This is a genomic window from Bradyrhizobium lablabi (assembly GCF_018129385.1).
Taxonomy (GTDB): domain Bacteria; phylum Pseudomonadota; class Alphaproteobacteria; order Rhizobiales; family Xanthobacteraceae; genus Bradyrhizobium; species Bradyrhizobium lablabi_C.
In genome coordinates this window covers 38,979-60,786 of record NZ_JAFCLN010000027.1, presented here as the reverse complement: position 1 = coordinate 60,786, position 21,808 = coordinate 38,979, and the positions used below count along the sequence as shown (strand labels likewise).

Sequence of the window (21,808 nt, the reverse complement as noted above, 5' to 3'; positions counted from 1 at the left end):
AAGGATGAATGGCATGAGCGGGGCCTCATGGTTCGAGACGCGCCAAGAGGCGCTCCTCACCATGAGGGTCCTATTGCAACTCCGCCCGCTTCGCCTTCGGCTGCGCAGCCGCTTTCGGCACGCTTGATACCGACCCGGTGACCTCGCGCACTTCGGGCATCGGCCCATCCGCGACCATCTCGGCCGTCACCGGCGCCACCTTCATCTCGCCGAGCCGCGCGCGCACGTCGGCGGTCAGCCCGGGATAGGAAGCAACCGGCGTGAACTCCGCAGTCTGGCTGTTGCCGACCTTGACGCCGGTATAGGCCACCAGCCCGCTGGTGGTGGCGACCACGTCGCCCGGACGGAGCGAGCCGTCGAGCGTCAGGTCGACCGGGGCAAGGCCGGCCGGATCGCGGCCGTTGCAGGTGCAGTCGGCGCGCAGCGCCTTGCGGTAGGCAAAGGCGTTCTCGCTATTGGCATAGCGTTCGCCATCGGCGGCGGAGGCATAGTCAATGTTGCTGCCGTAATAGACTTTTGTGACGCTCGCCGGACAAAAGGCCTGGCACATCTGCGCCGGCGTCGCATTGCCGCGTGCGTTGATCGAAAAATATTTTCCGTCGCAGCTACGCACGCAAAACGCCGGGCCGGAGCCCGCCATGCGCGGCGCCGGCGCGGGCGCCTGCTGCTGCTGGTTGATGCCGAACGGATCGGCAAAGAAGCTCGTTTGCGGCGTGGCCTGTGCGGGACGCGCCTGCTGGCGCTGGGCGCCGCCAAAGAAGAAATCGAACAGGCTCTCGGCCGCGGCCATGCGCGGCGTGGCGGTCATCGACCCGACGACGGAAGCTGCGGCCACAAACACCATCCGGCGTCGCATGCGCCGAAAACCCAACTCTGTACGCAACGCCAACTCCAGCCGGACGCAACGGAAATTTCGAGCCAGCGCGCCGCGCGCATTCGGCTCTGATTCACCATAGGATCGGATGGTAAATGACTGGTGAGTGGCGCGGGTTTTGGCGGAAAGAAATGCGACTCGTTCTTGTGCCCCGGACGCAGCGCCTTCGGGATCGCGCGAAGCGCGACTCCGGCGGTGCGCTGCAGAGCCGGGGCCTATGCGATGTGGCGCTTCGGCAGCGTGGGTCCCGGCTCTGCAGCGCAGCGTTTCACGCTGCACCGCGTCCGGGACACGAGAGCCTAGTCCTTCAGAAACTCACCCGCCTTGTACAGCGAGCGGAACGGCAACCCGGCTTCCGCAAACGTCTCCGTCGCGCCTTCCTCGCGGTCGACCATGGTGAAGACCAGCGCGACCTCGGCGCCGGCCTCGCGCACGGCTTCCACCGCCTTCAGCGCCGAGCCGCCTGTCGTGGTGACGTCCTCGACGATCACGACGCGCTTGCCCTGCAGGGTCTCGCCCTTGGCAAGGCCCTCGACCGCCAGCCGCGCGCCGTGCTCCTTCGGCTTCTTGCGCACGAAGAACGCGGCGATCGGGTGCCCCTTCATCCAGGAGAGCTGCGCCAGCGCGCCGGCGAGCGGCACCGCGCCCATCTCCAGCCCGCCGACGAAATCGAGATTGTCGTCCTTCAGCGCCTCATAGGTCAGCTCGGCCAAAAGCGCGGCGCCCTCGGGGTCCAGCATGGTCGGCTTGAGGTTGAAATAGAAATCGCTCTTACGGCCCGAGGCGAGGGTGATTTCGCCGCGGCCGAACGATCGCTTGCGGATGATCTCGGCGAGGCGGGCGCGGGAGGCTGATTTGGACAAGGCGTCTGTTCCGGGCTTCTTGCAAATGGCGCGCAATCTATTCGCGAAGGAGCGGACATTCCAGCGCCGATATCGGCCCGTCAACACCCCTCATCGTCGCGGCAAGCGGGCAGGATATACGGAAAAGGCCGGTTGTAACGTCAGCCGGTTCCGGGCTAGGCAAGCGCAACAATTCTCTGGGGGAAACAAGAAAATGACCATCGAGCTGCACACCTGGAACACGCCGAACGGCCGAAAAATCTCGGTCGCGCTGGAGGAGATGGGGCTGCCCTACAAGGTGATCCCGGTGAACATCACCAAGGGCGAGCAGATGTCGCCCTCGTTCCTCGCCATCAGCCCGAACAACAAGATCCCCGCCATCGTCGATCCCGACGGGCCGAACGGCAAGCCGGTCAGCGTGTTCGAGTCCGGCGCGATCCTGCTCTATCTCGGCGAAAAGACCGGCAAATTCCTCCCCCAGCCGCTAGCCGAGCGCATCCCGGTCTATGAATGGCTGATGTGGCAGATGGGCGGCTTTGGCCCGATGCCCGGCCAGGTGCACCATTTCATCGCGCTCGAGAACGAGCAGGACCGCGCCTATGGCCTCAACCGCTACATGAAGGAAACGCGGCGCCTCTACGACGTGCTCGACAAGCGCCTCGCCGGCCGCGAGTTCGTCGCGGGCGCGCTCTCGGTCGCCGACTTCGCCATCCTCGGCTGGGCCTGGCGCCACCCGCGCCATAAGGTCGAACTGACCGATTTCCCCAGCGTCAAGCGCTGGTACGAGGCGCTGATGGCCCGCCCGGCGGTGAAGCGGGGCATGGAAGCGAAGCTGGACTAGTTCAGAGGAGCGCGCTCTTCCCCTCTCCCCTTGTGGGAGAGGGTGGACGCGATGCGGAAGCATCGCGGCCGGGTGAGGGGTTCTCTCCGCGGATGCAGACCCCTCATCCGTCGCGGACTGCGTCCGCGCCACCTTCTCCCACAAGGGGAGAAGGAAGAAAGCTCACGCCCTCCGCGCCTCGAACGCCATCTTCAGCGCAAATCCCGCCAGCACCGTCCCCATCAGCCAGCGCTGCGCGAGCAGCCACATCGGCCGCTGCGCGAGGAATCCCGTGATCGAACCCGCCGTCAGCGCGATCATCGCATTCACGCTGACGCTGATCGCGATCTGGATCGTTCCGAACACGACCGACTGCCCGAGCACGCTGCCGGCGGCGGGATCGATGAATTGCGGCAGCAGCGCCAGATACAGCATCGCGATCTTCGGGTTCAGCAGATTGGTGACGAACCCCATCGCAAACAGTTTTCGCGAACTGTCCGCCGGCAATTCCCGCACCTGAAACGGCGAACGCCCGTTCGGCTTGATCACCTGCCATGCGAGCCACAGCAGATACAGCGCACCGGCGATGCGTAACGCATCATAGGCATAGGGCACCGCGAACAGCAGCGCCGTGATGCCGAACGCCGCACACAGCATGTAGAACACAAAACCGAGCGCCACGCCGCCGAGCGACACCATCCCGGCTGATGTGCCCTGCGAGATCGAGCGGGATATCAGATAAATCATGTTCGGCCCCGGCGTCAGCACCATACCGAGCGAGACAAGGGCGAAACCGAGCAGAGCGGGGAGGTGGGGCATGAGGGACTCGCGAGATGGAATGCGCACATTTTCTAGCGTGCGCCGCGCCACGATGTCATCGCGTCAATTGCACCGATTTCACCGGAAAAATTCGGAGCAATCTCAGGACTGGCCCGTCGTCAGCGCGAACCAGATCGCGATGAAGACCAGCGCCACCGCCAATCCGCGCCGCACCAGGCGGCGGCGATTGCCGCCTATGATGGTCGATTGCAGCGAGCCCGCCAGCACCACGATGCCGGCATGGATTGCCGTCGCAATCGCCACATAGATGAAGCTCAAGCTCAGCGTTTGCGCGGCGACCGATCTGCCGGCAGGCTGGATGAACTCCGGTAATATTGCGACATAGAACACGGCAGCCTTTGGATTGAGCAGGTTGGTGATCAGCCCGCGGCGGAAGGCGACCCATGGCGGGATGTCGGTGCTTTCGGCCTTTTCCGGTGAGGTCTCGCGCTCGCTCGACCAGGCTTCCCAGGCGAGCCACAACAGATAGGCGACACCGGCCCAGCGCAAAGTGCCATAGAGCAGCGGCGAATTGTCGATCACCGCCGCCAGTCCCAGCGCGGCGATGATCCCGTAGGTCATCAACCCGATGGCAATCCCGGCCACCGCCGCAAAGCCGGTACGCATGCCGCCCGACAGCGAGAGCGCTGCGAGATAGGTCATGTTCGGGCCGGGCGTGATCTCGATGATCAGCGACGTCAGCGCGAAGGCAAGAAGGGGATTGATGTCAGTCATGCGCGCGGCCGTACTGCCATTGGACGGCCGCGGCATTGCGCCGTATCAATGCGCCTCTTCCCAATTGTTCGCCGCGCGCGCGTCGACCTGGAGCGGCAGTGACAGCAGCACGGCCGGGAAGGGCGCGTCCTGCATGGTGTGCTGCACCACCGGCAGCGTGGCGGCCACCTCGTCGTCGGGCACCTCAAAGATCAGTTCGTCGTGCACCTGTAGCAGCATCTGCGCCGACAGCTTCTTCGCCGTCAGCGCGTCCTCGATGCGGATCATGGCGCGGCGGATGATGTCGGCGGCGGTGCCTTGCAGGCGGGCGTTGATCGCGGCGCGTTCGTTGAAGGAGCGCACCGAGGCGTTGCTTGCCTTGATCTCGGGGTAGTGGCATTTGCGCCCGAACAGCGTCTCGACATAGCCGTGCTTGCGGCAAAATTCCTTGGTCTGGTCCATGTAGTCGCGGATGCCGGGGAATCGCTCAAAATATTTCTTGATGTAGGCGGAGGCTTCCTCGCGCGCGATGCCGAGCTGGTTGGCAAGACCAAACGCCGAGATGCCGTAGATGATGCCGAAATTGATCGCCTTGGCGCGGCGGCGCACTTCGCCCGGCATGTCCTTGATCGGCACGCCGAACATCTCGGAGGCCGTCATGGCGTGAATGTCGAGGCCGTCGCGGAACGCCTGCCTCAACACGGGGACGTCGGCGATCTCGGCCAGCAACCGCAATTCGATCTGCGAATAGTCGGCAGAGACCAGCTTGTGCCCGGGCGTTGCGATGAAGGCGCGACGGATTTTTCGGCCGTCCTCGGTGCGCACCGGGATGTTCTGCAGGTTCGGCTCGTTCGACGATAGCCGCCCCGTGGTAGTCGCCGCCAGCGCGTAGGTCGTGTGCACGCGATGGGTCTGCGGATGCACGTAATTCGGCAGCGCGTCGGTATAGGTCGATTTCAGCTTCGAGACTTGCCGCCACTCCAGAATCTTCTTCGGGAATTCGTGACCTTGCTCGGCGAGTTCGTCGAGAATTTGCGCCGAGGTCGACCATGCGCCGGTCTTGGTCTTGCTGCCGCCCGGTAGTCCCATCTTGCCGAAGATGATGTCGCCGATCTGCTTCGGGCTGCCGACATTGATCGGCTCGCCCGCGAGCTCCTGTAGCTCGGCCTCGACCCGCGCCGCGGTCTGGGCAAAGTCGCCCGATAGCCGCGACAGCACCTGACGGTCGATCGAGATACCGCGCCGCTCCATCCGCGCCAGCACGGAAACCAGCGGCCGCTCCAGCGTCTCGTAAACGGCGGTCATGCGCTCGGCGACGAGGCGCGGTTTGAACACCCGCCACAGCCGCAAGGCCGCGTCGGCGCTTTCGGCCGAATATTCCGCCGCCTTGTCGATCGCGACCTGGTCGAACGAAAGCTTGCCTTTGCCGCTGCCGATGAGGCCGCCATAGTTCACCACGGCATGCCCGAGCCAGCGTTCGGTCAGCCCTTCGATCCCATGCGCGTTGCGGCCGGCATCGAGCGCATAGGACATCAACTGCGCATCGTCATAGTTGCGCAAGGTGAGGCCGTGCTGGGCCAGCATCACGGCGCTGAACTTGACGTTGAAGCCGATCTTCAAGATGCCGGACGATTCCACCAGCGGCTTCAGCGCGGCCAGCGCATCGCCAGCCTTGATCTGGTCCGGCGCGAGGCCGGCATCGAACAGGCCGGCGCCGCTGCCGGATTGCTTGTGGCCGAGCGGGACGTAGCAGGCATCGTTCGGCGCCAGCGCCAGCGCGATGCCACTCATCTCGGCCTGCATCGGATCGATCGAGTCCGACATCGCCTCGATCGCGAAATGGCCGACATCATGCACCCGCGCAAGCCAGGCCTTGAGCTGGTCGAGGCTGCGGATGGTCTCGTATTTCTTGCGGTCGAACGGAATCTTGCGGACCGCCTCGGCGCGCGCGTGGGCGAGCGAGATCGGCGTGCCCTTGAGGCTGGAGGATTTATCCTCCTTGCCGCCCTTTTTCGCAGGCTGCGCGGCGGTCCCTGCAAAGAGATCGCCGGCTGCTGCTGCGGATTTTGCCTCCGTGGGCGCGCCAGCCGCGGCTTTTGCCGCCGTCCCGCCCTTGCCGGCATCCGCCTCGACGTCCGAGGGGTCGATCTGCGAATAATCGGCGACGCGGCGGGTGAGGGCGGAAAATTCCATCGCTTTGAGGAATGCGATCAGCTTGCGCGCATCGGGCTCCTGCACCGCGAGGTCGCCGATCGGCACTTGAAGATCGACCTTGTCGTCGAGCAGCACGAGCTGGCGCGAGATGCGCGCCTTCTCGGCGTTCTCGATCAGCGCCTCGCGCCGTTTCGGCTGCTTGATCTCGCCGGCGCGGAGCAGCAGCGTCTCGAGGTCGCCGTACTCGACAATCAATTGCGCGGCGGTCTTGACGCCGATGCCGGGCACGCCGGGCACGTTGTCGGTGGAATCGCCGGCCAGCGCCTGCACCTCCACCACCTTTTCCGGCGGCACGCCGAACTTTTCGATCACCTCGGGAATGCCGATGCGGCGGTCCTTCATGGTGTCGTACATGTAGACGCAGTCGGTGACGAGCTGCATCAAATCCTTGTCCGAGGACACGATGGTGGCGCTGGCGCCGCTCTCGCAGGCCTGCCGGACATAGGTAGCGATCAGATCGTCGGCCTCAAAACCGTCCTGTTCCAGGCAGGGCAGGTCGAAGGCGTGCACCGCCTGGCGGATCAGCGGGAACTGCGGGATCAGATCGTCGGGCGCCGGCGGCCGGTGCGCCTTGTAGTCGGGATAGAGCTTGTTGCGGAAGGTGACTTCCGACTTGTCGAACACGATGGCCAGATGCGTCGGCCGGTTGTCCGGCGGCATGTCGCGGAGCAGCTTCCACAACATGTTGCAGAAGCCGAGCACGGCATTGACCTGCAACCCGTCGGATTTGCGGTTGAGCGGCGGCAGCGCGTGATAGGCGCGAAAAATGTAGGAGGAACCGTCGACCAGGAAGACGTGGTCGCCCTTGGCGATGCCTGCGGCGGCGACAGGTTTTGCGGCGGGTTTTGCCGCGGCGGGCGTTTCAGCCGTTTTCGCGGCGGCAACGGCTTTGGCGGGCTCGGACGGTTTCTTGGGGGCTGTTTTCGGCATGGCCGAAATTTAGGGATTTTTGCGCAGATTGACAGCCTCGCGGGACGGGAATCTGGCGATGCTGCCACCTCTATCCACTGGCGTTCCGGTACTTCTCCATCGTTGCGGCGTCTTCCGCCGTCATCCCCGCGAAGGCGGGGATCCAGTATTCCAGAGACCCGAGTTTGAGCCGAGAAGCCGCAGCGTACTGGATCGCCCGGTCAAGCCGGGCGATGACGAGTGTTGTGGTGGAAAGAGTGCTACTCCGCCGCCTGCAACCGCGCTCCCGCCTTCCGCGGCGCGATCCAGAATGCATCGGGCCGTTCGAACAGGAAGCGCGCGCCGGCCATCAGCGCCACGCGCCAGATCAGGAGCGCACCGGCGACACCGGCGACGGTGACGATCAGCGAAATCGTGCCGATGTCGGGGATCACGCCGGTCTTCAGCAGCACCGCACGTGTCGTTGCCATTGGCAGGAAGAAGGCCAGATAAATGACGATCGAATGCTCGCCGCAAAAACGCAGAAAGTTCAGCCACTGCATCCGCGCCAGCAGCGTCCCGGTGACGATGATCGCACCGGCGCCGGCGAGCCCGAGCGCCAGCGAGATCAGCGGCCATTCGCTGTATCCCGATTCCACCAGCGCGCCGTTGACGAGCGCCCACGTCGCCAGCCCTGCGATCGCCAGCAGGGGTCGCGCCCGCGCGCGATCCGACAGGGCGAACACTGAGGAAGCAAGCCAGTAGCCGGAATAGAAATAGACAAATCGCGCGCAGAACTCGTCGATCACGGTCCAGCCCGTTGCGACATGCATCATCTCGAGCGCCGCGGCCGCCGCAAAGATCGCAAGCGGCGGCGCGTTACGTGTCAGTTTTGTGACAACGAAAAACACCGGCAGCAGATAAATGAACCACAGCGTGCCGAACGGCTCGATAAAGGATTCCAGGTACAGATAGCCGACGTGCCGCCAGCCGCTCTCCGCGGCAAAGCCGGGCGCCTTGAAGCCGAACTGGATGGTCACCCACAGCACATAGAAATAGACGAAATGCACCACCTTGCGGTCGAGATAGGTGCGCCAGTCGCGGTCGATCACCACCGCCAGGAAAAGCCCCGAAATCAGGAAGAAATCCGGCATTCTGAAGGGTTTTGCGAAGGCCACCAGCGCATGCATGAAACCGGTCTGGCCGGCGGCGGCCTCCACGCCCAGCACCGAATGCATCATGACCACCATTACGATGCAGATGCCCTTGGCGTAGTCCACCCAATCGATGCGTCCGCCCGCGGGACGCCCAGGGCCGGAGGATGTGCCGTTAACGTTCATCGCTGTCCTGTTTCGGTGCGTGACGGGCGCATCATCGGCCCCATCGGTTTCTTTCTCCTTTATTCATACAAATGATGTGCCGGTTTTTCGGAACCTGCCCCTTTCCCTCCGCCTGCAAAATGTCCTAAGAGGCGGTCGCGTTAACCATCAAATACGGCAGGTTGATTCATGCGAATTGCCATGATTGGCACGGGCTATGTGGGGCTGGTGTCCGGCGCCTGCTTTGCCGATTTCGGCCACCAGGTCACCTGCGTCGACAAGGACGACAGCAAGATCGCAGCCCTGTTGCGCGGCGAGATCCCGATCTTCGAGCCCGGCCTCGATGCGCTGGTGGCGTCCAACGCGAAGGCGGGCCGCCTCAACTTTACGACCGACCTGAAGGCGCCGGTGGCGGAAGCCGGTGCGGTCTTCATCGCGGTCGGCACGCCGTCGCGCCGTGGCGACGGTCATGCCGATTTGAGCTACGTCCACGCCGCCGCGCGCGAGATCGCCGGCGCGATCTCCGGCTTCACCGTGGTGGTGACAAAATCGACCGTCCCGGTCGGCACCGGCGACGAGGTCGAGCGGATCATCCGCGAGACCAATTCGTCCGCCGATTTCGTCGTCGCCTCCAATCCGGAATTCTTGCGCGAGGGCGCCGCGATCCGCGATTTCAAGTTCCCCGACCGCATCGTGGTCGGCACATCAGATGAGCGTGCACGAAAAGTGCTCGGCGATATCTACCGGCCGCTGTCGCTCAACCAGGCGCCGCTGATGTACACGGAGCGCCGGACCGCGGAATTGATCAAATACGCTGCGAACGCCTTCCTCGCCACAAAAATCACCTTCATCAACGAGATCGCGGATCTCGCGGAAAAGGTCGGCGCCGACGTGCAGGAAGTCGCCCGCGGCATCGGTCTCGACAACCGCATCGGTTCGAAATTTTTGCATGCCGGCCCCGGCTTCGGCGGCTCGTGTTTTCCGAAGGACACCCGCGCGCTGGTGAAGATCGCGCAGGACCATGATGTGAATTTGCGCATCGTCGAGGCCGTGCTGGGCGTCAACGACAACCGCAAGCGCGCGATGGCGCGCAAGGTGTCGAACGCCGCCGGCGGCAGCCTGCGCGGCAAGACGGTTGCCGTGCTCGGCCTCACCTTCAAGCCCGACACCGACGACATGCGCGAAGCGCCGTCGATCCCGTTGGTGACCGGCCTGCTCGACATGGGTGCAAAAGTGCGCGCGCACGATCCGGTCGGCATGGAACAGGCGCGCAAGGAACTGCCCGATATCGAATATTGCGACGACGCTTACGCCTGCGTGAAGGGCGCCGACGCCATGGTCGTGGTGACGGAGTGGGTGCATTACCGCACGCTTGATCTCGAACGCCTGAAGGCTGAGATGGCCCGCCCGGTCGTGGTCGACCTGCGCAACATTTACCGAACGGCGGATATGGAAGCGCACGGCTTCATCTACGAAAGCGTCGGCCGCTCGCCCGAGCCGGCGATTTGATGTCCAAACAGCGGTGAAGCCGTCATGGCCGGGCTTGTCCCGGCTATCCACGTCTTGTTTCCTGTCTGGCGAAGACGTGGATGCCCGGGCCAAGCCCGGGCATGACAAGTGGTTAGACCGTTGCCCAGAACTTTCGACAGCCCACTCCCTATCGACGCCGTGCTCGACGAATTGTCGGCCACGCTCGAACGCGGCAATGCCGGCGTGCTGGTGGCCCCACCCGGCGCCGGCAAGACCACGCGGGTGCCGCTGACGCTGCTCGATGCGCCCTGGGCCAAGGGCAAGAAGATCATTATGCTGGAGCCGCGGCGGATCGCGGCGCGCGCCAGCGCCGAGCGGATGGCAAAAACGCTGGGCGAGCGTGCCGGCGATACCGTCGGCTATCGCGTCCGCTTCGGCTCAAAAATCTCGCGCGCGACGCGGATCGAGGTCGTCACCGAAGGCATCTTTTCGCGACAGATCCTCGACGATCCAGAGCTCAATGGCATCGCCGCCGTGCTGTTCGACGAATTCCACGAACGCTCGCTCGATGCTGACCTCGGCCTCGCCCTGGCGCGCGACGCGCAGACCGGCCTGCGCGAGGACCTCCGCATCCTCGTGATGTCCGCCACGCTCGATGGCGCACGCATCGCAAAGCTGCTGGGCGATGCACCTGTCGTGGCGAGCGAAGGCCGCGCCTTTCCGGTGGAGACGCGCTATCTCGGCCGCAAGCCCGACGTGCCGCTGGAGCGGCAGATGGCAGATGCGATCGCCTCGGCCTTGCGTGCCGATCCCGGCTCCGTGCTGGCGTTTCTGCCGGGCGCCGCCGAAATCCGCCGCACCGAGAATTTTTTGAAGGAGCGCGTGCAGGACGCCTCGATCGAGATCGTGCCGCTGTTCGGCGCGCTCGATGCATCCGTGCAGGACAGGGCGATCGCGCCCGCGCCGAAGGGCACACGCAAGGTCGTGCTGGCGACCTCGATCGCGGAAACCTCGCTCACCATCGAGGGCGTGCGCATCGTGGTGGACTCCGGCATGGCGCGGGTGCCGCGCTATGAGCCTGATATCGCGCTGACGCGGCTGGAAACCGTGCGCGCCTCGCGCGCCGCGGTCGACCAGCGCCGCGGCCGTGCCGGCCGCACCGAGCCCGGCGTCTGCTACCGCCTGTGGGACGAGCCGCAGACCGCATCGCTCGCCGCCTACACCCAGCCCGAAATCCTTTCTGCCGACCTGTCCTCGCTCGTGCTCGACCTGGCGCAATGGGGCGTCGCCGATCCCTCAGGCCTTGCGTTCCTCGATCCGCCGCCCGCGCCGGCGCTGAAGGAGGCAAAGAGCCTGCTCGGCGAACTCGGCGCGCTCGACGCCGACGGCCGCATCACTGCCGAGGGCCACAGCCTGCGCGCGCTGGCGCTGCCGCCACGACTCGCGCGCATGATTGTTGATTCGAATCGCCTCGGCGCAGGTGAGCAGGCTGCCGAAATCGCCGCCATCCTTACCGAGCGCGGCCTCGGCGGCGACAATGTCGATCTCGACGTCAGGCTCGATCAGTTCCGCCGCGACCGCTCGCAACGCGCGTCGAGCGCCCGCGATCTCGCGCGCCGCTGGGCGCAACAGGTGGCGTCGGCGGAGAAAGCACAGGGCGAGGGCGACATCTCTACCGGTATCATGCTTGCCTTTGCCTTCCCTGATCGCGTGGCGAAGAATCGCGGCAACGGCGGCTTCGTGCTCGCCAATGGTCGCGGCGCAGCGGTGGAGCAAACATCTTCGCTCGCGCGTGCGCCCTATATCGCCGTCGGTGAACTCACCGGCACGGCAGCGAGTGGGCGCATCCTGCTGGCGGCACGCATATCGCTGGAAGAAATCGAAGCGCAGTTTGGCGACCTGATCGAGAATACGGAGGAAATCTCGTTCGACCGCAGCGCGATGGCCTTGCGCGCCCGCCGCAAGCGAACGCTGCATGCGATCACGCTGTCGGAAGCGCCGATGGCGCTGTCGCCGTCGGCCGAGACCGCGCGCGTGTTCGCCGATGGACTGATCGCGGCTGGCCTCGACAAACTGCCGTGGTCGAAAGCCGCAAAACAGTGGCGCGACCGCGTGATGTTTCTGCGCAAGGCGGAAGGCGAAGGCTGGCCCGATCTCTCGGATGCCGCGCTCGCTGCGCAGAGCGAGGCGTGGCTGGTGCCCGCGCTGTACGACAAGATTTCGCTGAAGGATTTTTCTGCCGGCGATCTTTCCGACGCCGTCATGACGCTGTTGCCGTGGGACTTGCGCTCACGGCTGGAGCGCGAGGCCCCGACCCATTTCGAGGCGCCGACCGGCACCATGCTCGCGATCGACTATGAGGCCGAGCAGGGCCCGACCATTGCCGTGCGCCTACAGGAATTGTTCGGGCTCAACACCCATCCCTCCATCGCCAAGGGCGCCGTGCCCTTGGTGCTGGAACTGCTGTCGCCCGCGCAGCGTCCGGTGCAGGTCACACGCGACCTGCCCGGATTCTGGCGCGGCAGCTACGCCGCTGTCCGCTCGGACCTGCGCGGCCGCTACCCCCGCCACCCCTGGCCGGAAGACCCGGCAACTGCGATGCCGACCCGCCGGGTGAAGCCGCGCGGGACGTGATCGGGCAAAAGCGTAACGGTATCTATTCACCGATTGCGCCGGAGCGGGGGCGCGTGAATTGCGCCCGGTCCTACTGTGCATGGGGTTGTTTTCGATATTTTGAGTCCAGGCTCTTCCCGCAGGTGTGCGACCCTCTGAAGTGGCGTTAACACTTCACTCATCCTTTTCACCGAAATGACCAGCTCCATCCGCGCCGTTAGTCGCAGCTTGGCGGCGCGTGTGGTGATATCGGCGGGTTTTCAGAGCATGATCCGGACCGGAACGGCGCGCAGCGAAAAGTGGGTACCGGTTTTCCGAACAAGATCATGCTCAAACAATAGCTGTTTGAGTAGCGTCATGCGTAACATCATGCTTTTTGCGGCCGTCGCCATCGGCCTCGGCCTCTTCATGTTGCAGACGGCCGACCGCAAGATGTCGCTCGCAATGGCGAAGGCTCCCGCGCAGCAATCAGCTCCTGTTCAGCCTGTCGCGCAGCCCGGCGTCCGCAGCATCAGCATTGCGCGCGATGCCCGCGGTCATTTCCAGACCGACGGCCGGATCGACGGCCAGCGCATGGGCTTCATGGTCGACACCGGCGCCTCCGTCGTCGCGCTGAACGAAAAATCCGCGGCGAAGTTCGGCCAGCGTCCCCGGGAGTCCGATTACACCGCGACCGTCTCGACCGCCAATGGCACCATCAAGGCCGCCCGCATCCGCATCGCCCGGATGGAAGTCGGCGAACTGATCGTGCGCGACGTCGATGCGATGGTGCTGCCCGACGAGGCCCTGTCGGAAAATCTGCTCGGCCTGTCGTTCCTGTCGAAACTCCGTCGTTTCGAATACGCCAACGGCAAGCTGGTGCTGGAGCAGTAAGGCTATCAGCGGTTACCAATCCGCCGCAATTGGCTGCCAAATCCGTCGTTCCCGCCTTCCGCAATGCCTGCGTATTCGCTAAGGCTGCGGTTCCATCCGCCATGCCACGACGAGATACACTGTATGTTTCCCAAGCCGAAATCCGCGCTGGTTCCAAACACCTATGCTTACGAATCCGAGCCGATGGTGAAGGCAACCGGCTTTCGCGAATATGACGCGCGCTGGCTGTTCGGCAAGGAAATCAACCTGATGGGCATTCAGGCGCTGGGCATGGGGCTCGGCGCATTGATTGCTGAACTCGGCGTCAAGCAGGAGATCGTCACCGGGCACGATTTCCGCGGCTATTCGGCTTCGATCAAATATGCGCTGATCTCCGGTCTGCTCGCTTCGGGCTGCAAGGTGCATGACATTGGCCTTGCGGTAACGCCGATGGCCTACTTCGCGCAGTTCGATCTCGACGTGCCTTGTGTTGCGATGGTGACGGCGTCGCATAACGACAACGGCTGGACCGGCGTGAAGATGGGCGCCAATCGTCCGCTCACCTTCGGTCCCGACGAGATGACGCGGCTGAAGGAAATCGTGCTGAACGCCGAGTTCAAGAACAAGGTGGGCGGCTCCTACCAATTCCACGAGAATTATCCTGCGCGCTACATTGCCGATCTCACCAGTCGCCCGAAACTGAAGCGCAAGCTGAAAGTCGTGATCGCCTGCGGCAACGGCACCGCTGGCGCCTTCGCCCCGCAGGTGATGGAAGCGATCGGCTGCGAGGTCATTCCGCTCGATGTCGAGCTCGACCACACCTTTCCAAAGTACAATCCGAATCCGGAAGACATGGAGATGCTGCACGCGATCCGCGACGCGGTGCTGGCGCACAAGGCCGATGTCGGCCTTGGATTTGACGGCGACGGCGACCGTTGCGGCGTGGTCGATAATACCGGCGAGGAGATTTTTGCCGACAAGGTCGGCGTGATGCTGGCGCGCGACATGTCGGCGATCCACAAGGACGCGCAATTCGTCGTCGATGTGAAATCGACCGGGCTATTCGTGACCGACCCCGTGCTACAGAAGCAGGGTGCGAAGGTGGCCTACTGGAAAACCGGCCATTCCTACATGAAGCGCCGCACCAACGAGCTCGGCGCGCTGGCGGGCTTTGAAAAGTCCGGCCATTTCTTCTTCAACAAGCCGTCCGGCCGCGGCTATGACGACGGCCTCGTCTCGGCGATCGCGATCTGCGACATGCTCGACCGCGCGCCCGGCAAATCGATGGCGGATCTGAAGGACGCGCTGCCAAAGACGTGGTCGTCGCCGACCATGTCGCCGCATTGCGCGGACGAAGCCAAATACGGCGTCGTCGAGCAGGTGGTGAAGCACTTTGAGGCCAAGCAGAAGGCAGGCGAGAAGGTTGCCGGCCAGCCGGTCCGCGATCTCGTCACCGTCAACGGTGTGCGTGTTACGGTGGAAGACGGAAGCTGGGGCCTGATCCGCGCTTCGTCCAACAAGCCGGAACTGGTGGTGGTGGTCGAAAGCCCTGTCAGCGAACAGCGCATGCGCGACATGTTCGAGGCGATGGATTCGGTGCTGCGCACGCATCCTGAGGTGGGCGAATACAATCAGAAGATTTGAGGCTCTCTTACCTCGCTCCGCTTGCGGGGAGAGGTCGGATCGCATCGAAGATGCGATCCGGGTGAGGGGGACTCTCCGCGAGTCCCGATGTCGAAGCGGCCCCTCACCCCAACCCTCTCCCCGCAAGAGCGGGGCGAGGGAGTCAGAGCACCTACGCCGCCGGCACCGGCAGCGCGGTCACCGACTTGATCTTCTCCATCGCAAAGCGCGAGGTGACGTTCTTCAGCGGCACGGCGCTGATCAGCTTCTTGTAGAAGATGTCATAGGCCGCCATGTCGGCGACCACGACGCGCAGCATGTAGTCGACGTCGCCGGCCATCCGGTAAAATTCCATCACCTCCGGCATGGCGCTGACGGCATCGGCGAATTTGCGCAGCCAGGCTTCCGAATGGTCTGAACTCTCGACCGAGACGAACACGGAAATGCCGAGCCCGATCTTGTTCTGGTCGACGAGTGCGACCCGGCGCAGGATCACGCCGTCGGCCTCCAGGCGCTGGATGCGCTTCCAGCAGGGCGTCGAGGACAGGCCGACCCGGTCGCCGATCTCGGCGACGGACAGCGAAGCGTCCTCCTGGAGTACGGTCAGGATTTTCCGGTCGATGGCATCGAGCCGGCGGTTGGCCTCAAGCGGCGGCGCGGCGGTGGCGAGGTCGGTCATGAGAAGAATGTTCCATATGAAGGCTTTGCAAGCTTCATATATAGAAAAAAATTCTAATGCAAGCCGCTATTTGACGGTCGGGGCCGGGCTCGTCCCTTGGCCGTCGCCCAAAAGCTCCATGACTTCAGCACGTTGCGGGGCGGCAAAGGCGCCCCCAAAGCGGGTGCATTTCAGCGCTGCGGCGGCCGAGGCGAACCGCAGCGCCTGCCGCAGTTCCTGTCCCTCGGTGATGGCGAGCGCGAACGCGCCGTGAAAGACATCGCCGGCGCCGAGCGTATCCACGGTATGGACCGGGAAGGCGGGGGTCTCCTGGATATTGCCCTGCTCGTCGAGCCAGATCGTCCCCCGCGGTCCGCGCGTGCCGGCAAGGAACGACTTCGTCAGCTTTGCGATCTTCTTCAGCGCCTGCGCGTCGTCGGTGACATCTGCGGTTTCCTGTAGCGGCTCGCTCGAAAAGATCAGGTGCGTCGAGGCGTGCAGCAGCCCCTCGCGCAGCGACATCGCGCGGTCGACGTCGACGATGACGGGAATGCCCCGCCGCACCGCTTCGGCGCAGAGATCAGTGCAGAATTCCGCGCAGCGGCTCTCGGTGAGGATGGCATGGCAATCATCGAGCAGCGTGTCGAAGTTCTGGAGTTTGACGTGCCACAATTTCGGGTCGCGGAAGGTGACGATGGTGCGCTCGCCCGAGGGGTCGATCATGACAGCCGAGATCGGCGTCACCAGGCCGGGCATGTGAATGAGGTGCTTGGTCTCGATGCCCTCATGGGCCATCTGATCAAAGATGAAGCGGCTGGAGGTTTCCTTGGAATCCCCCATCGGTCCGCAGATCGAGGCGCGGCCGCCCAGCCGAACGATGCCGATCGCGCCATTGAGCGCATTGCCGCCGCAGATTTCGCCAAAACCGGTCGCGTTCTCCTTGGAACCGCGCGCGGGAATGCCCGGCGTATTGAAGGTGAGATCGCGCACCGGCATGCCGATGCACAGGATGCGCGGCGAGATTTTCGGCGCCTTGTCGTGGAAGTTCATGCGAGAGTCCGTCATGCCCGGGGTCCCTTGCTAATGAAGCAGACATGCGCGGGTTCCACGCTATGCGCCGCGTTCCGTTCCGCCATGCAGCCACTGGCCGATCAAATGATGGGCGATTGCAAACGGGTGCGCGGCAAATAGCCCTTCAGGGTGCTGACGCCTGTGCATAAGAGTGAGTTCCGCGCGGTCGAACCAGCGCGCATCCTCCAGCTCCGAGCGGTCCACAATGATATCCTCATTGGTCGCACGCGCGGTGCATCCGATCATCAGGGATGACGGATAGGGCCAGGGCTGCGTCATGTAGTAATTCACGTCGGTCACGCGAATGCCGCTCTCCTCGAAAATCTCGCGGCGGACGGCATCCTCGATGGTCTCCGCAGCTTCGACGAAGCCGGCGAGGCAGGAATACATGCCGGGCATGAACTGCTTCTGCCGGCCCAGCAGCGCCCTGTCTCCCGAACTCACGAACATGATCACGACCGGGTCGGTGCGCGGGAAATGCTCGGCCTTGCAGCTTCCGCACACGCGCTTCCAGCCGCCTTCCGTCATGGAGGTGCGCTGGCCGCAATTGGCGCAGAACCCGTGACGCTGGTGCCAGTTCACCAGCGATTTCGCCATCGCGATTGCCGACAATTGTTCGAGCGGCAGCAAGCCCTGCATCGCCATGCCGCGCAGTTCGGTGATCGCAACATCATTGCGGCCGATCAAACCTTCCGCCGCCGCCGGCGACATGCCCATGCCGAAAACCGGCGCGCCGTCGCGCAGGCCGAGAAAGATCGTGCCGGGATTGGCGCCGAAGCCAAGCGCTTCCTTGATCGAGAGCAGCACGCGTGGGCCGCTCTCTTCCTGCCTGGTCACCAGCGAGTCGCGATAGACCACATAGGCGCGGGCATCTGGCCGGCCTTCGAGCGCAAACAGCTTTTCGTCATTGGTGCGCAGATGCGCGGCGCGATCCAGCGGATGGCTGATGAAGGCCGGCTGGCCCAACGGATATCTTTCGAATGGCGACATTTCTCTTATCTCAACCTAGCCAGATTTTGCGGCGAAGCGCGCTGATGAAATTCTGCACCTCTGCGGCGTCATGCGCGAGCGGCGGCACCACGCCCCAGACCGGGCGCGGCCAGGCCGCATCGGAGGTACGGCGGGCAATGACATGGACATGTAGTTGCGGCACGACATTTCCGAGCGCTGCAATGTTCAGCTTGTCGCATTTGGTAATCTCTTTGAGCGCGCGCGCGACGCGCGAGGTCTCGGTCATCAATTGGGCCTGTTCGACCTCATCGAGGTCGATGAGCTCGATGGCTCCCTCGCGGCGCGGCACCAGCAACAGCCAGGGGTAGTTGGCGTCCTTGATCACGAGCACCTTGCACAGCGGCAGATCGCCGATGTCGATGGTGTCTTCCTTGAGGCGAGAGTGCAGGGACCAGGCGGGGGCGGACATCGTCTTCTCTGTTCGTTGCTGTAGCGTTGCAGAGACTTGGCCCGCAAACAACACCTCTCATGCCCGGCTTTGGGCCGATCATCCACGCTTTTTTGCAGGATGGCCGGACAGCGGTTTTCGTCACCGGAACAGGCTTCCCAACCCGCTTGCTTTCCGGCCCTTTTGGCCCCAAATAGGGACCGGGAGATTGGCGGTGGACGAGCCACTCGCCAACCGGGTCAGGTCCGGAAGGAAGCAGCCCTAACGAGGTCCGGATCGGGTCGCTCGTCAGTCTCCTACCTGTTTTCCGAGCGAATCGCGGGGCGGGAGCCCGCCCGAGCGCTTGCATTCGCTCCTTTCCGCAGGCCGGCCGTGAGAGACAATCAATTGCGGATCGACCGATGACCGACGCTGGCGCTCCCCCTCCAGACCAAGCGGATCAGGGCGGTTTCGACCTCGGCGGATCGGACGCCGCAAAGCCCTATCGTGTGCTGGCGCGCAAATACCGTCCCTCCAGTTTCGAGGATTTGATCGGCCAGGAGGCGATGGTCCGCACCGTCTCGAATGCATTCGAGACCGGGCGCATTCCGCAGGCCTGGATCCTCACCGGCGTGCGCGGGGTCGGCAAGACCACCACTGCGCGTATTCTCGCCCGCGCACTCAACTACGAGAAGCCGGACGGCTCGGTGAAGGGGCCGACCATCCACATGCCTGATCTCGGCGTGCATTGCCGGGCGATCATGGAAAGCCGGCACATGGACGTGCTGGAGATGGACGCGGCGTCCCACACCGGCGTCGACGACGTGCGCCAGATCAATGACAGCGTGCGCTATGCGCCGGCCAGCGCACGCTACAAGGTCTACATCATCGACGAAGTCCACATGCTGTCGACCGCGGCGTTCAACGCGTTTCTGAAGACGCTGGAGGAGCCGCCGGAGCACGCCAAATTCGTGTTCGCCACCACCGAAATCCGCAAAGTGCCGGTCACGGTGCTGTCGCGCTGCCAGCGTTTTGACCTGCGCCGGGTCGAGGCCGATGTGCTGATGGGCCATCTCTCCAACATCGCGAAGAAGGAGGGCGTCGAGGTTGAGGGCGAAGCGCTCGGCATCATCGCGCGCGCCGCCGAAGGCTCGGTGCGCGATTCGCTGTCGCTATTCGACCAGGCGATCGCGCATGCGGCGGGCCTCGTGAAGGCCGATGCCGTGCGGCAGATGCTGGGCCTTGCCGACCGCACACGCGTGATCGATCTGTTCGATTCGCTGGCGCGTGGCGACATCGCCAGCGCCTTCCGGGAATTCCGCGAGCAATATGACGTCGGCGCCGATCCGATCGTGGTGCTGAGCGATCTCGCCGAATTCGTCAATTTCGTCACCCGCGTGAAGGTCGTGCCGGCCACCGCCGACAACGTCGCATTCGGCGAGACCGAGCGTGTCCGCGCCCGCGAATTCGCCGCAAAGCTTTCGATGCGGGTGCTGTCGCGGATGTGGCAGATGCTGCTCAAGGGCATCGCCGAGGTGCAGGCCGCGACGCGGCCCGCGGCGGCCGCCGAGATGGTGCTGGTGCGGATCGCCTATGTCGCCGATTTGCCGACGCCGGATGAGGCGATCAGGATGCTGGAGCAGAACGGCGGCGCTTCGCCTGTGGTCGCCAGCAGCGCGGCGCCATCGCGCGCAGCTCCGGGGCCTTCGGCATCCGCCATGCCATCCGCGCCGGTGCGCATGCCGTCGGCGCCACGGGCCGGAGCTGAAGCCTCGGCTCGCCCGCATGCCGTCGTCGCCCCCGGGCCGCAATCGGCGCCGACGCTCCGCATCACCAGCTTTCCGCAGCTCATCGCGCTCGCCGGCGAAAAACGCGATCTCCTGACCAAGGGCGCGCTGGAAGCCGACATGCGGCTGGTCCGCATCGAGGACGGCAAGCTCGAGATCGCGCTGGAACCGAACGCCTCGCGCGGCCTCGTCACCGACCTTTCGCGCAAGCTCGAACAATGGACCGGGCGGCGCTGGACCGTGGTTGTCTCCAACGAAGCCGGGCTACCGACCATCCGCTCGCAAAACCTGGCCGAGAAGAGCGCGCGCGAGCGCGCCGCCGAGGCCGATCCACGCGTGCAGGAAGTGCTGGCCCGCTTTCCCGGCACCAGGATTATCGAGGTGCGCCGCCTTGCCGCCGAGCCGCCGGAATCCGATATTATCGGCGAAGACCCGATGGAAATTTCCGACAACGACGACGATTGATACCCGAAGGAAGCCCCATGGCTGATTTTCTCGGCATGATGAAGCAGGCGGCGCAACTGCAATCGAAGATGCAGGAGATGCAGAACGAGCTCGGCAATGTCGAGGTCGAGGGCATTTCCGGCGGCGGCCTCGTCACCGTGCGCATGACCGCCAAGATGGAAGTAAAGAGCGTCAAGATCGATCCGTCGCTGATCAAGCCGGAAGAGCGCGAAATCCTCGAGGATCTCCTGGTGACGGCGCATGCGGACGCGCGCCGCAAGGCGGAACTCGCGATGCAGGAGAAGATGCAGGCTCTCACGGGCGGCCTCGGCCTGCCCCCGGGGCTGGGCTTCTCCTGAACATGGCTGCCACTGCCGGCCCTGAAATCGAACGCCTGATCCAGCTTCTGGCGCGCCTGCCGGGCTTGGGTCCCCGCTCGGCGCGGCGCGCGGCGCTGCACCTGATCAAGAAGCGTGAAGCTTTGATGACGCCGCTGACCAGCGCGCTACAGGTCGCGATCGAAAAGATCCAGGTCTGCAAGACCTGCGGCAATATCGATACGCAAAATCCCTGCACGGTTTGTACCGATCCGCGCCGCGATCCCTCGATCATCGTCGTCGTCGCCGATGTCGCCGATCTCTGGGCGCTGGAGCGGGCGAATGCGACTAATGGCCGCTATCACGTGCTGGGCGCGACGCTGTCGCCACTCGATGGCGTCGGTCCGCAGGATCTGACCATCGATGCGCTGGTCGCGCGCGCGCATGATCCGCAGGTTTCGGAAATCATCCTCGCCCTCAATGCCACCGTCGATGGCCAGACCACGGCTCACTACATCACCGATCTGCTCGGGGAAGCCAATGTCAGGGTGACGCGGCTAGCGCATGGCGTGCCGGTCGGCGGCGAGCTTGATTACCTCGATGAAGGTACGCTATCGGCTGCCATGCGGCAGCGGACGCTGTTCTGATTCTTCATAGACATGGAACTGGAAATGACGAAACGACGATTCGCCGGGCGCTTGGCTTTTGCGGTTTTCATGACGGCGGTGTGCGCCCACCCTTCGGCGTCGGCGCAGCAGACGGAACCGGTCGCAAAGCCCGGCAAGCTGATCAATATGGGCGAGGTGCTGTCCGGGGAACTCAACACGATGAAGGTGCGCGGCGGCAAGAAGGGCAAGAAGACCGCCTCCTACCAGATCACGTCGGAGCCCCGCCGCCTGCCGCCGCCGAACGGGCTGTGCAATCTGGAGACCGGCCCCGAAACCTTCCAGCTCGTCACGACCAGCGACGCCCAGGCCGCGCAATTGAAGGGATTCGTCGGCAAGGAAATCTCCGTCAAGGTGGATGAGGTTTCCTGCGCGCAGGACGCCGGCCAGATGAGCGAGGCGGTCATCACCAAATGGAGCGTGGTGACGAAGCATTGATG

The 21,808-nt window shown here is 64.2% G+C and carries 19 protein-coding genes and 1 other RNA gene; 10 read left to right on the top strand and 10 right to left on the bottom strand.

The features are described from left to right. Positions 1 to 70 precede the first annotated feature (70 nt). Both JQ628_RS31965 and pyrE read right to left on the bottom strand, forming a co-directional pair. Entirely contained in the window at positions 71 to 844 is a 774-nt protein-coding gene (locus JQ628_RS31965) for a DUF2865 domain-containing protein (RefSeq protein ID WP_249128674.1), read from the bottom strand. A 329-nt stretch (positions 845 to 1,173) separates the two neighbouring features. Further along, entirely contained in the window at positions 1,174 to 1,737 is a 564-nt protein-coding gene (gene pyrE / locus JQ628_RS31960) for an orotate phosphoribosyltransferase (RefSeq protein WP_212229915.1), read from the bottom strand. 193 nt (positions 1,738 to 1,930) lie between these two features. Here pyrE and JQ628_RS31955 point away from each other — a divergent pair, with 193 nt between their 5' ends. Further along, entirely contained in the window at positions 1,931 to 2,557 is a 627-nt protein-coding gene (locus JQ628_RS31955) for a glutathione S-transferase family protein (RefSeq protein WP_212229913.1), read from the top strand. Positions 2,558 to 2,719: 162 nt separating this feature from the next. Here the strand turns inward: JQ628_RS31955 and JQ628_RS31950 are convergent, their stop codons facing one another. The 4 genes from JQ628_RS31950 to JQ628_RS31935 form a co-directional block, all read right to left on the bottom strand. Then, positions 2,720 to 3,355, bottom strand: coding sequence for a LysE family translocator (locus JQ628_RS31950; protein ID WP_212229911.1), 636 nt, complete (start codon positions 3,353 to 3,355; stop codon positions 2,720 to 2,722). A 102-nt stretch (positions 3,356 to 3,457) separates the two neighbouring features. Continuing rightward, a complete protein-coding gene (locus tag JQ628_RS31945) occupies positions 3,458 to 4,090 on the bottom strand; it encodes a LysE family translocator (RefSeq protein WP_212229909.1) in 633 nt (210 codons plus the stop codon). A 45-nt stretch (positions 4,091 to 4,135) separates the two neighbouring features. Then, positions 4,136 to 7,213, bottom strand: a complete 3,078-nt coding sequence (gene polA / locus JQ628_RS31940) for a DNA polymerase I (protein WP_212229907.1) — start codon at positions 7,211 to 7,213, stop codon at positions 4,136 to 4,138. A gap of 239 nt (positions 7,214 to 7,452) precedes the next feature. Beyond that, positions 7,453 to 8,511, bottom strand: a complete 1,059-nt coding sequence (locus JQ628_RS31935) for an acyltransferase family protein (RefSeq protein WP_212229899.1) — start codon at positions 8,509 to 8,511, stop codon at positions 7,453 to 7,455. Between the two features lie 168 nt (positions 8,512 to 8,679). Here JQ628_RS31935 and JQ628_RS31930 point away from each other — a divergent pair, with 168 nt between their 5' ends. From JQ628_RS31930 to JQ628_RS31915, 4 genes are all read left to right on the top strand, one after another. Continuing rightward, the gene (locus tag JQ628_RS31930) at positions 8,680 to 9,999 is read left to right on the top strand and encodes a UDP-glucose dehydrogenase family protein (protein WP_212229890.1); all 1,320 of its coding nucleotides are present in this window, start codon (positions 8,680 to 8,682) and stop codon (positions 9,997 to 9,999) included. A 120-nt stretch (positions 10,000 to 10,119) separates the two neighbouring features. After that, positions 10,120 to 12,594, top strand: coding sequence for an ATP-dependent helicase HrpB (gene hrpB, locus JQ628_RS31925; RefSeq protein ID WP_212229888.1), 2,475 nt, complete (start codon positions 10,120 to 10,122; stop codon positions 12,592 to 12,594). Positions 12,595 to 12,930: 336 nt separating this feature from the next. Further along, a complete protein-coding gene (locus JQ628_RS31920) occupies positions 12,931 to 13,446 on the top strand; it encodes a TIGR02281 family clan AA aspartic protease (RefSeq protein ID WP_212229886.1) in 516 nt (171 codons plus the stop codon). A 123-nt stretch (positions 13,447 to 13,569) separates the two neighbouring features. After that, positions 13,570 to 15,069 carry a phosphomannomutase/phosphoglucomutase gene (locus JQ628_RS31915; protein ID WP_212229884.1) on the top strand — a complete coding sequence of 500 codons (1,500 nt, stop codon included), beginning with the start codon at positions 13,570 to 13,572 and terminating at the stop codon, positions 15,067 to 15,069. Between the two features lie 151 nt (positions 15,070 to 15,220). Here JQ628_RS31915 and JQ628_RS31910 read toward each other — a convergent pair whose 3' ends face one another. The 4 genes from JQ628_RS31910 to JQ628_RS31895 form a co-directional block, all read right to left on the bottom strand. After that, entirely contained in the window at positions 15,221 to 15,727 is a 507-nt protein-coding gene (locus tag JQ628_RS31910) for an Lrp/AsnC family transcriptional regulator (RefSeq protein ID WP_212229876.1), read from the bottom strand. A gap of 66 nt (positions 15,728 to 15,793) precedes the next feature. Continuing rightward, on the bottom strand, positions 15,794 to 16,771 hold the full coding sequence (locus JQ628_RS31905) for a sugar kinase (RefSeq protein WP_433996179.1): 978 nt from the start codon (positions 16,769 to 16,771) through the stop codon (positions 15,794 to 15,796). Positions 16,772 to 16,816: 45 nt separating this feature from the next. Continuing rightward, positions 16,817 to 17,767 (bottom strand): NAD(+) diphosphatase, encoded by a 951-nt coding sequence (gene nudC / locus JQ628_RS31900; protein WP_212229874.1) that lies wholly within the window; start codon positions 17,765 to 17,767, stop codon positions 16,817 to 16,819. A gap of 10 nt (positions 17,768 to 17,777) precedes the next feature. Beyond that, on the bottom strand, positions 17,778 to 18,197 hold the full coding sequence (locus tag JQ628_RS31895) for an HIT domain-containing protein (RefSeq protein WP_212229872.1): 420 nt from the start codon (positions 18,195 to 18,197) through the stop codon (positions 17,778 to 17,780). Between the two features lie 182 nt (positions 18,198 to 18,379). On the opposite strand from JQ628_RS31895, the gene ffs reads away from it, so the two are divergent. The 5 genes from ffs to JQ628_RS31870 all read left to right on the top strand — a co-directional run bounded on the left by ffs (position 18,380) and on the right by JQ628_RS31870 (position 21,806). Further along, positions 18,380 to 18,476, top strand: an RNA gene (gene ffs, locus JQ628_RS31890) — signal recognition particle sRNA small type. 101 nt (positions 18,477 to 18,577) lie between these two features. After that, a complete protein-coding gene (locus tag JQ628_RS31885; RefSeq protein ID WP_212229869.1) occupies positions 18,578 to 20,407 on the top strand; it encodes a DNA polymerase III subunit gamma/tau in 1,830 nt (609 codons plus the stop codon). Positions 20,408 to 20,424: 17 nt separating this feature from the next. Beyond that, positions 20,425 to 20,745 carry a YbaB/EbfC family nucleoid-associated protein gene (locus JQ628_RS31880; protein WP_212229867.1) on the top strand — a complete coding sequence of 107 codons (321 nt, stop codon included), beginning with the start codon at positions 20,425 to 20,427 and terminating at the stop codon, positions 20,743 to 20,745. Between the two features lie 2 nt (positions 20,746 to 20,747). Then, on the top strand, positions 20,748 to 21,350 hold the full coding sequence (gene recR / locus JQ628_RS31875) for a recombination mediator RecR (RefSeq protein ID WP_212229865.1): 603 nt from the start codon (positions 20,748 to 20,750) through the stop codon (positions 21,348 to 21,350). Between the two features lie 24 nt (positions 21,351 to 21,374). After that, entirely contained in the window at positions 21,375 to 21,806 is a 432-nt protein-coding gene (locus tag JQ628_RS31870) for a hypothetical protein (RefSeq protein ID WP_212229863.1), read from the top strand. Positions 21,807 to 21,808 lie beyond the last annotated feature (2 nt).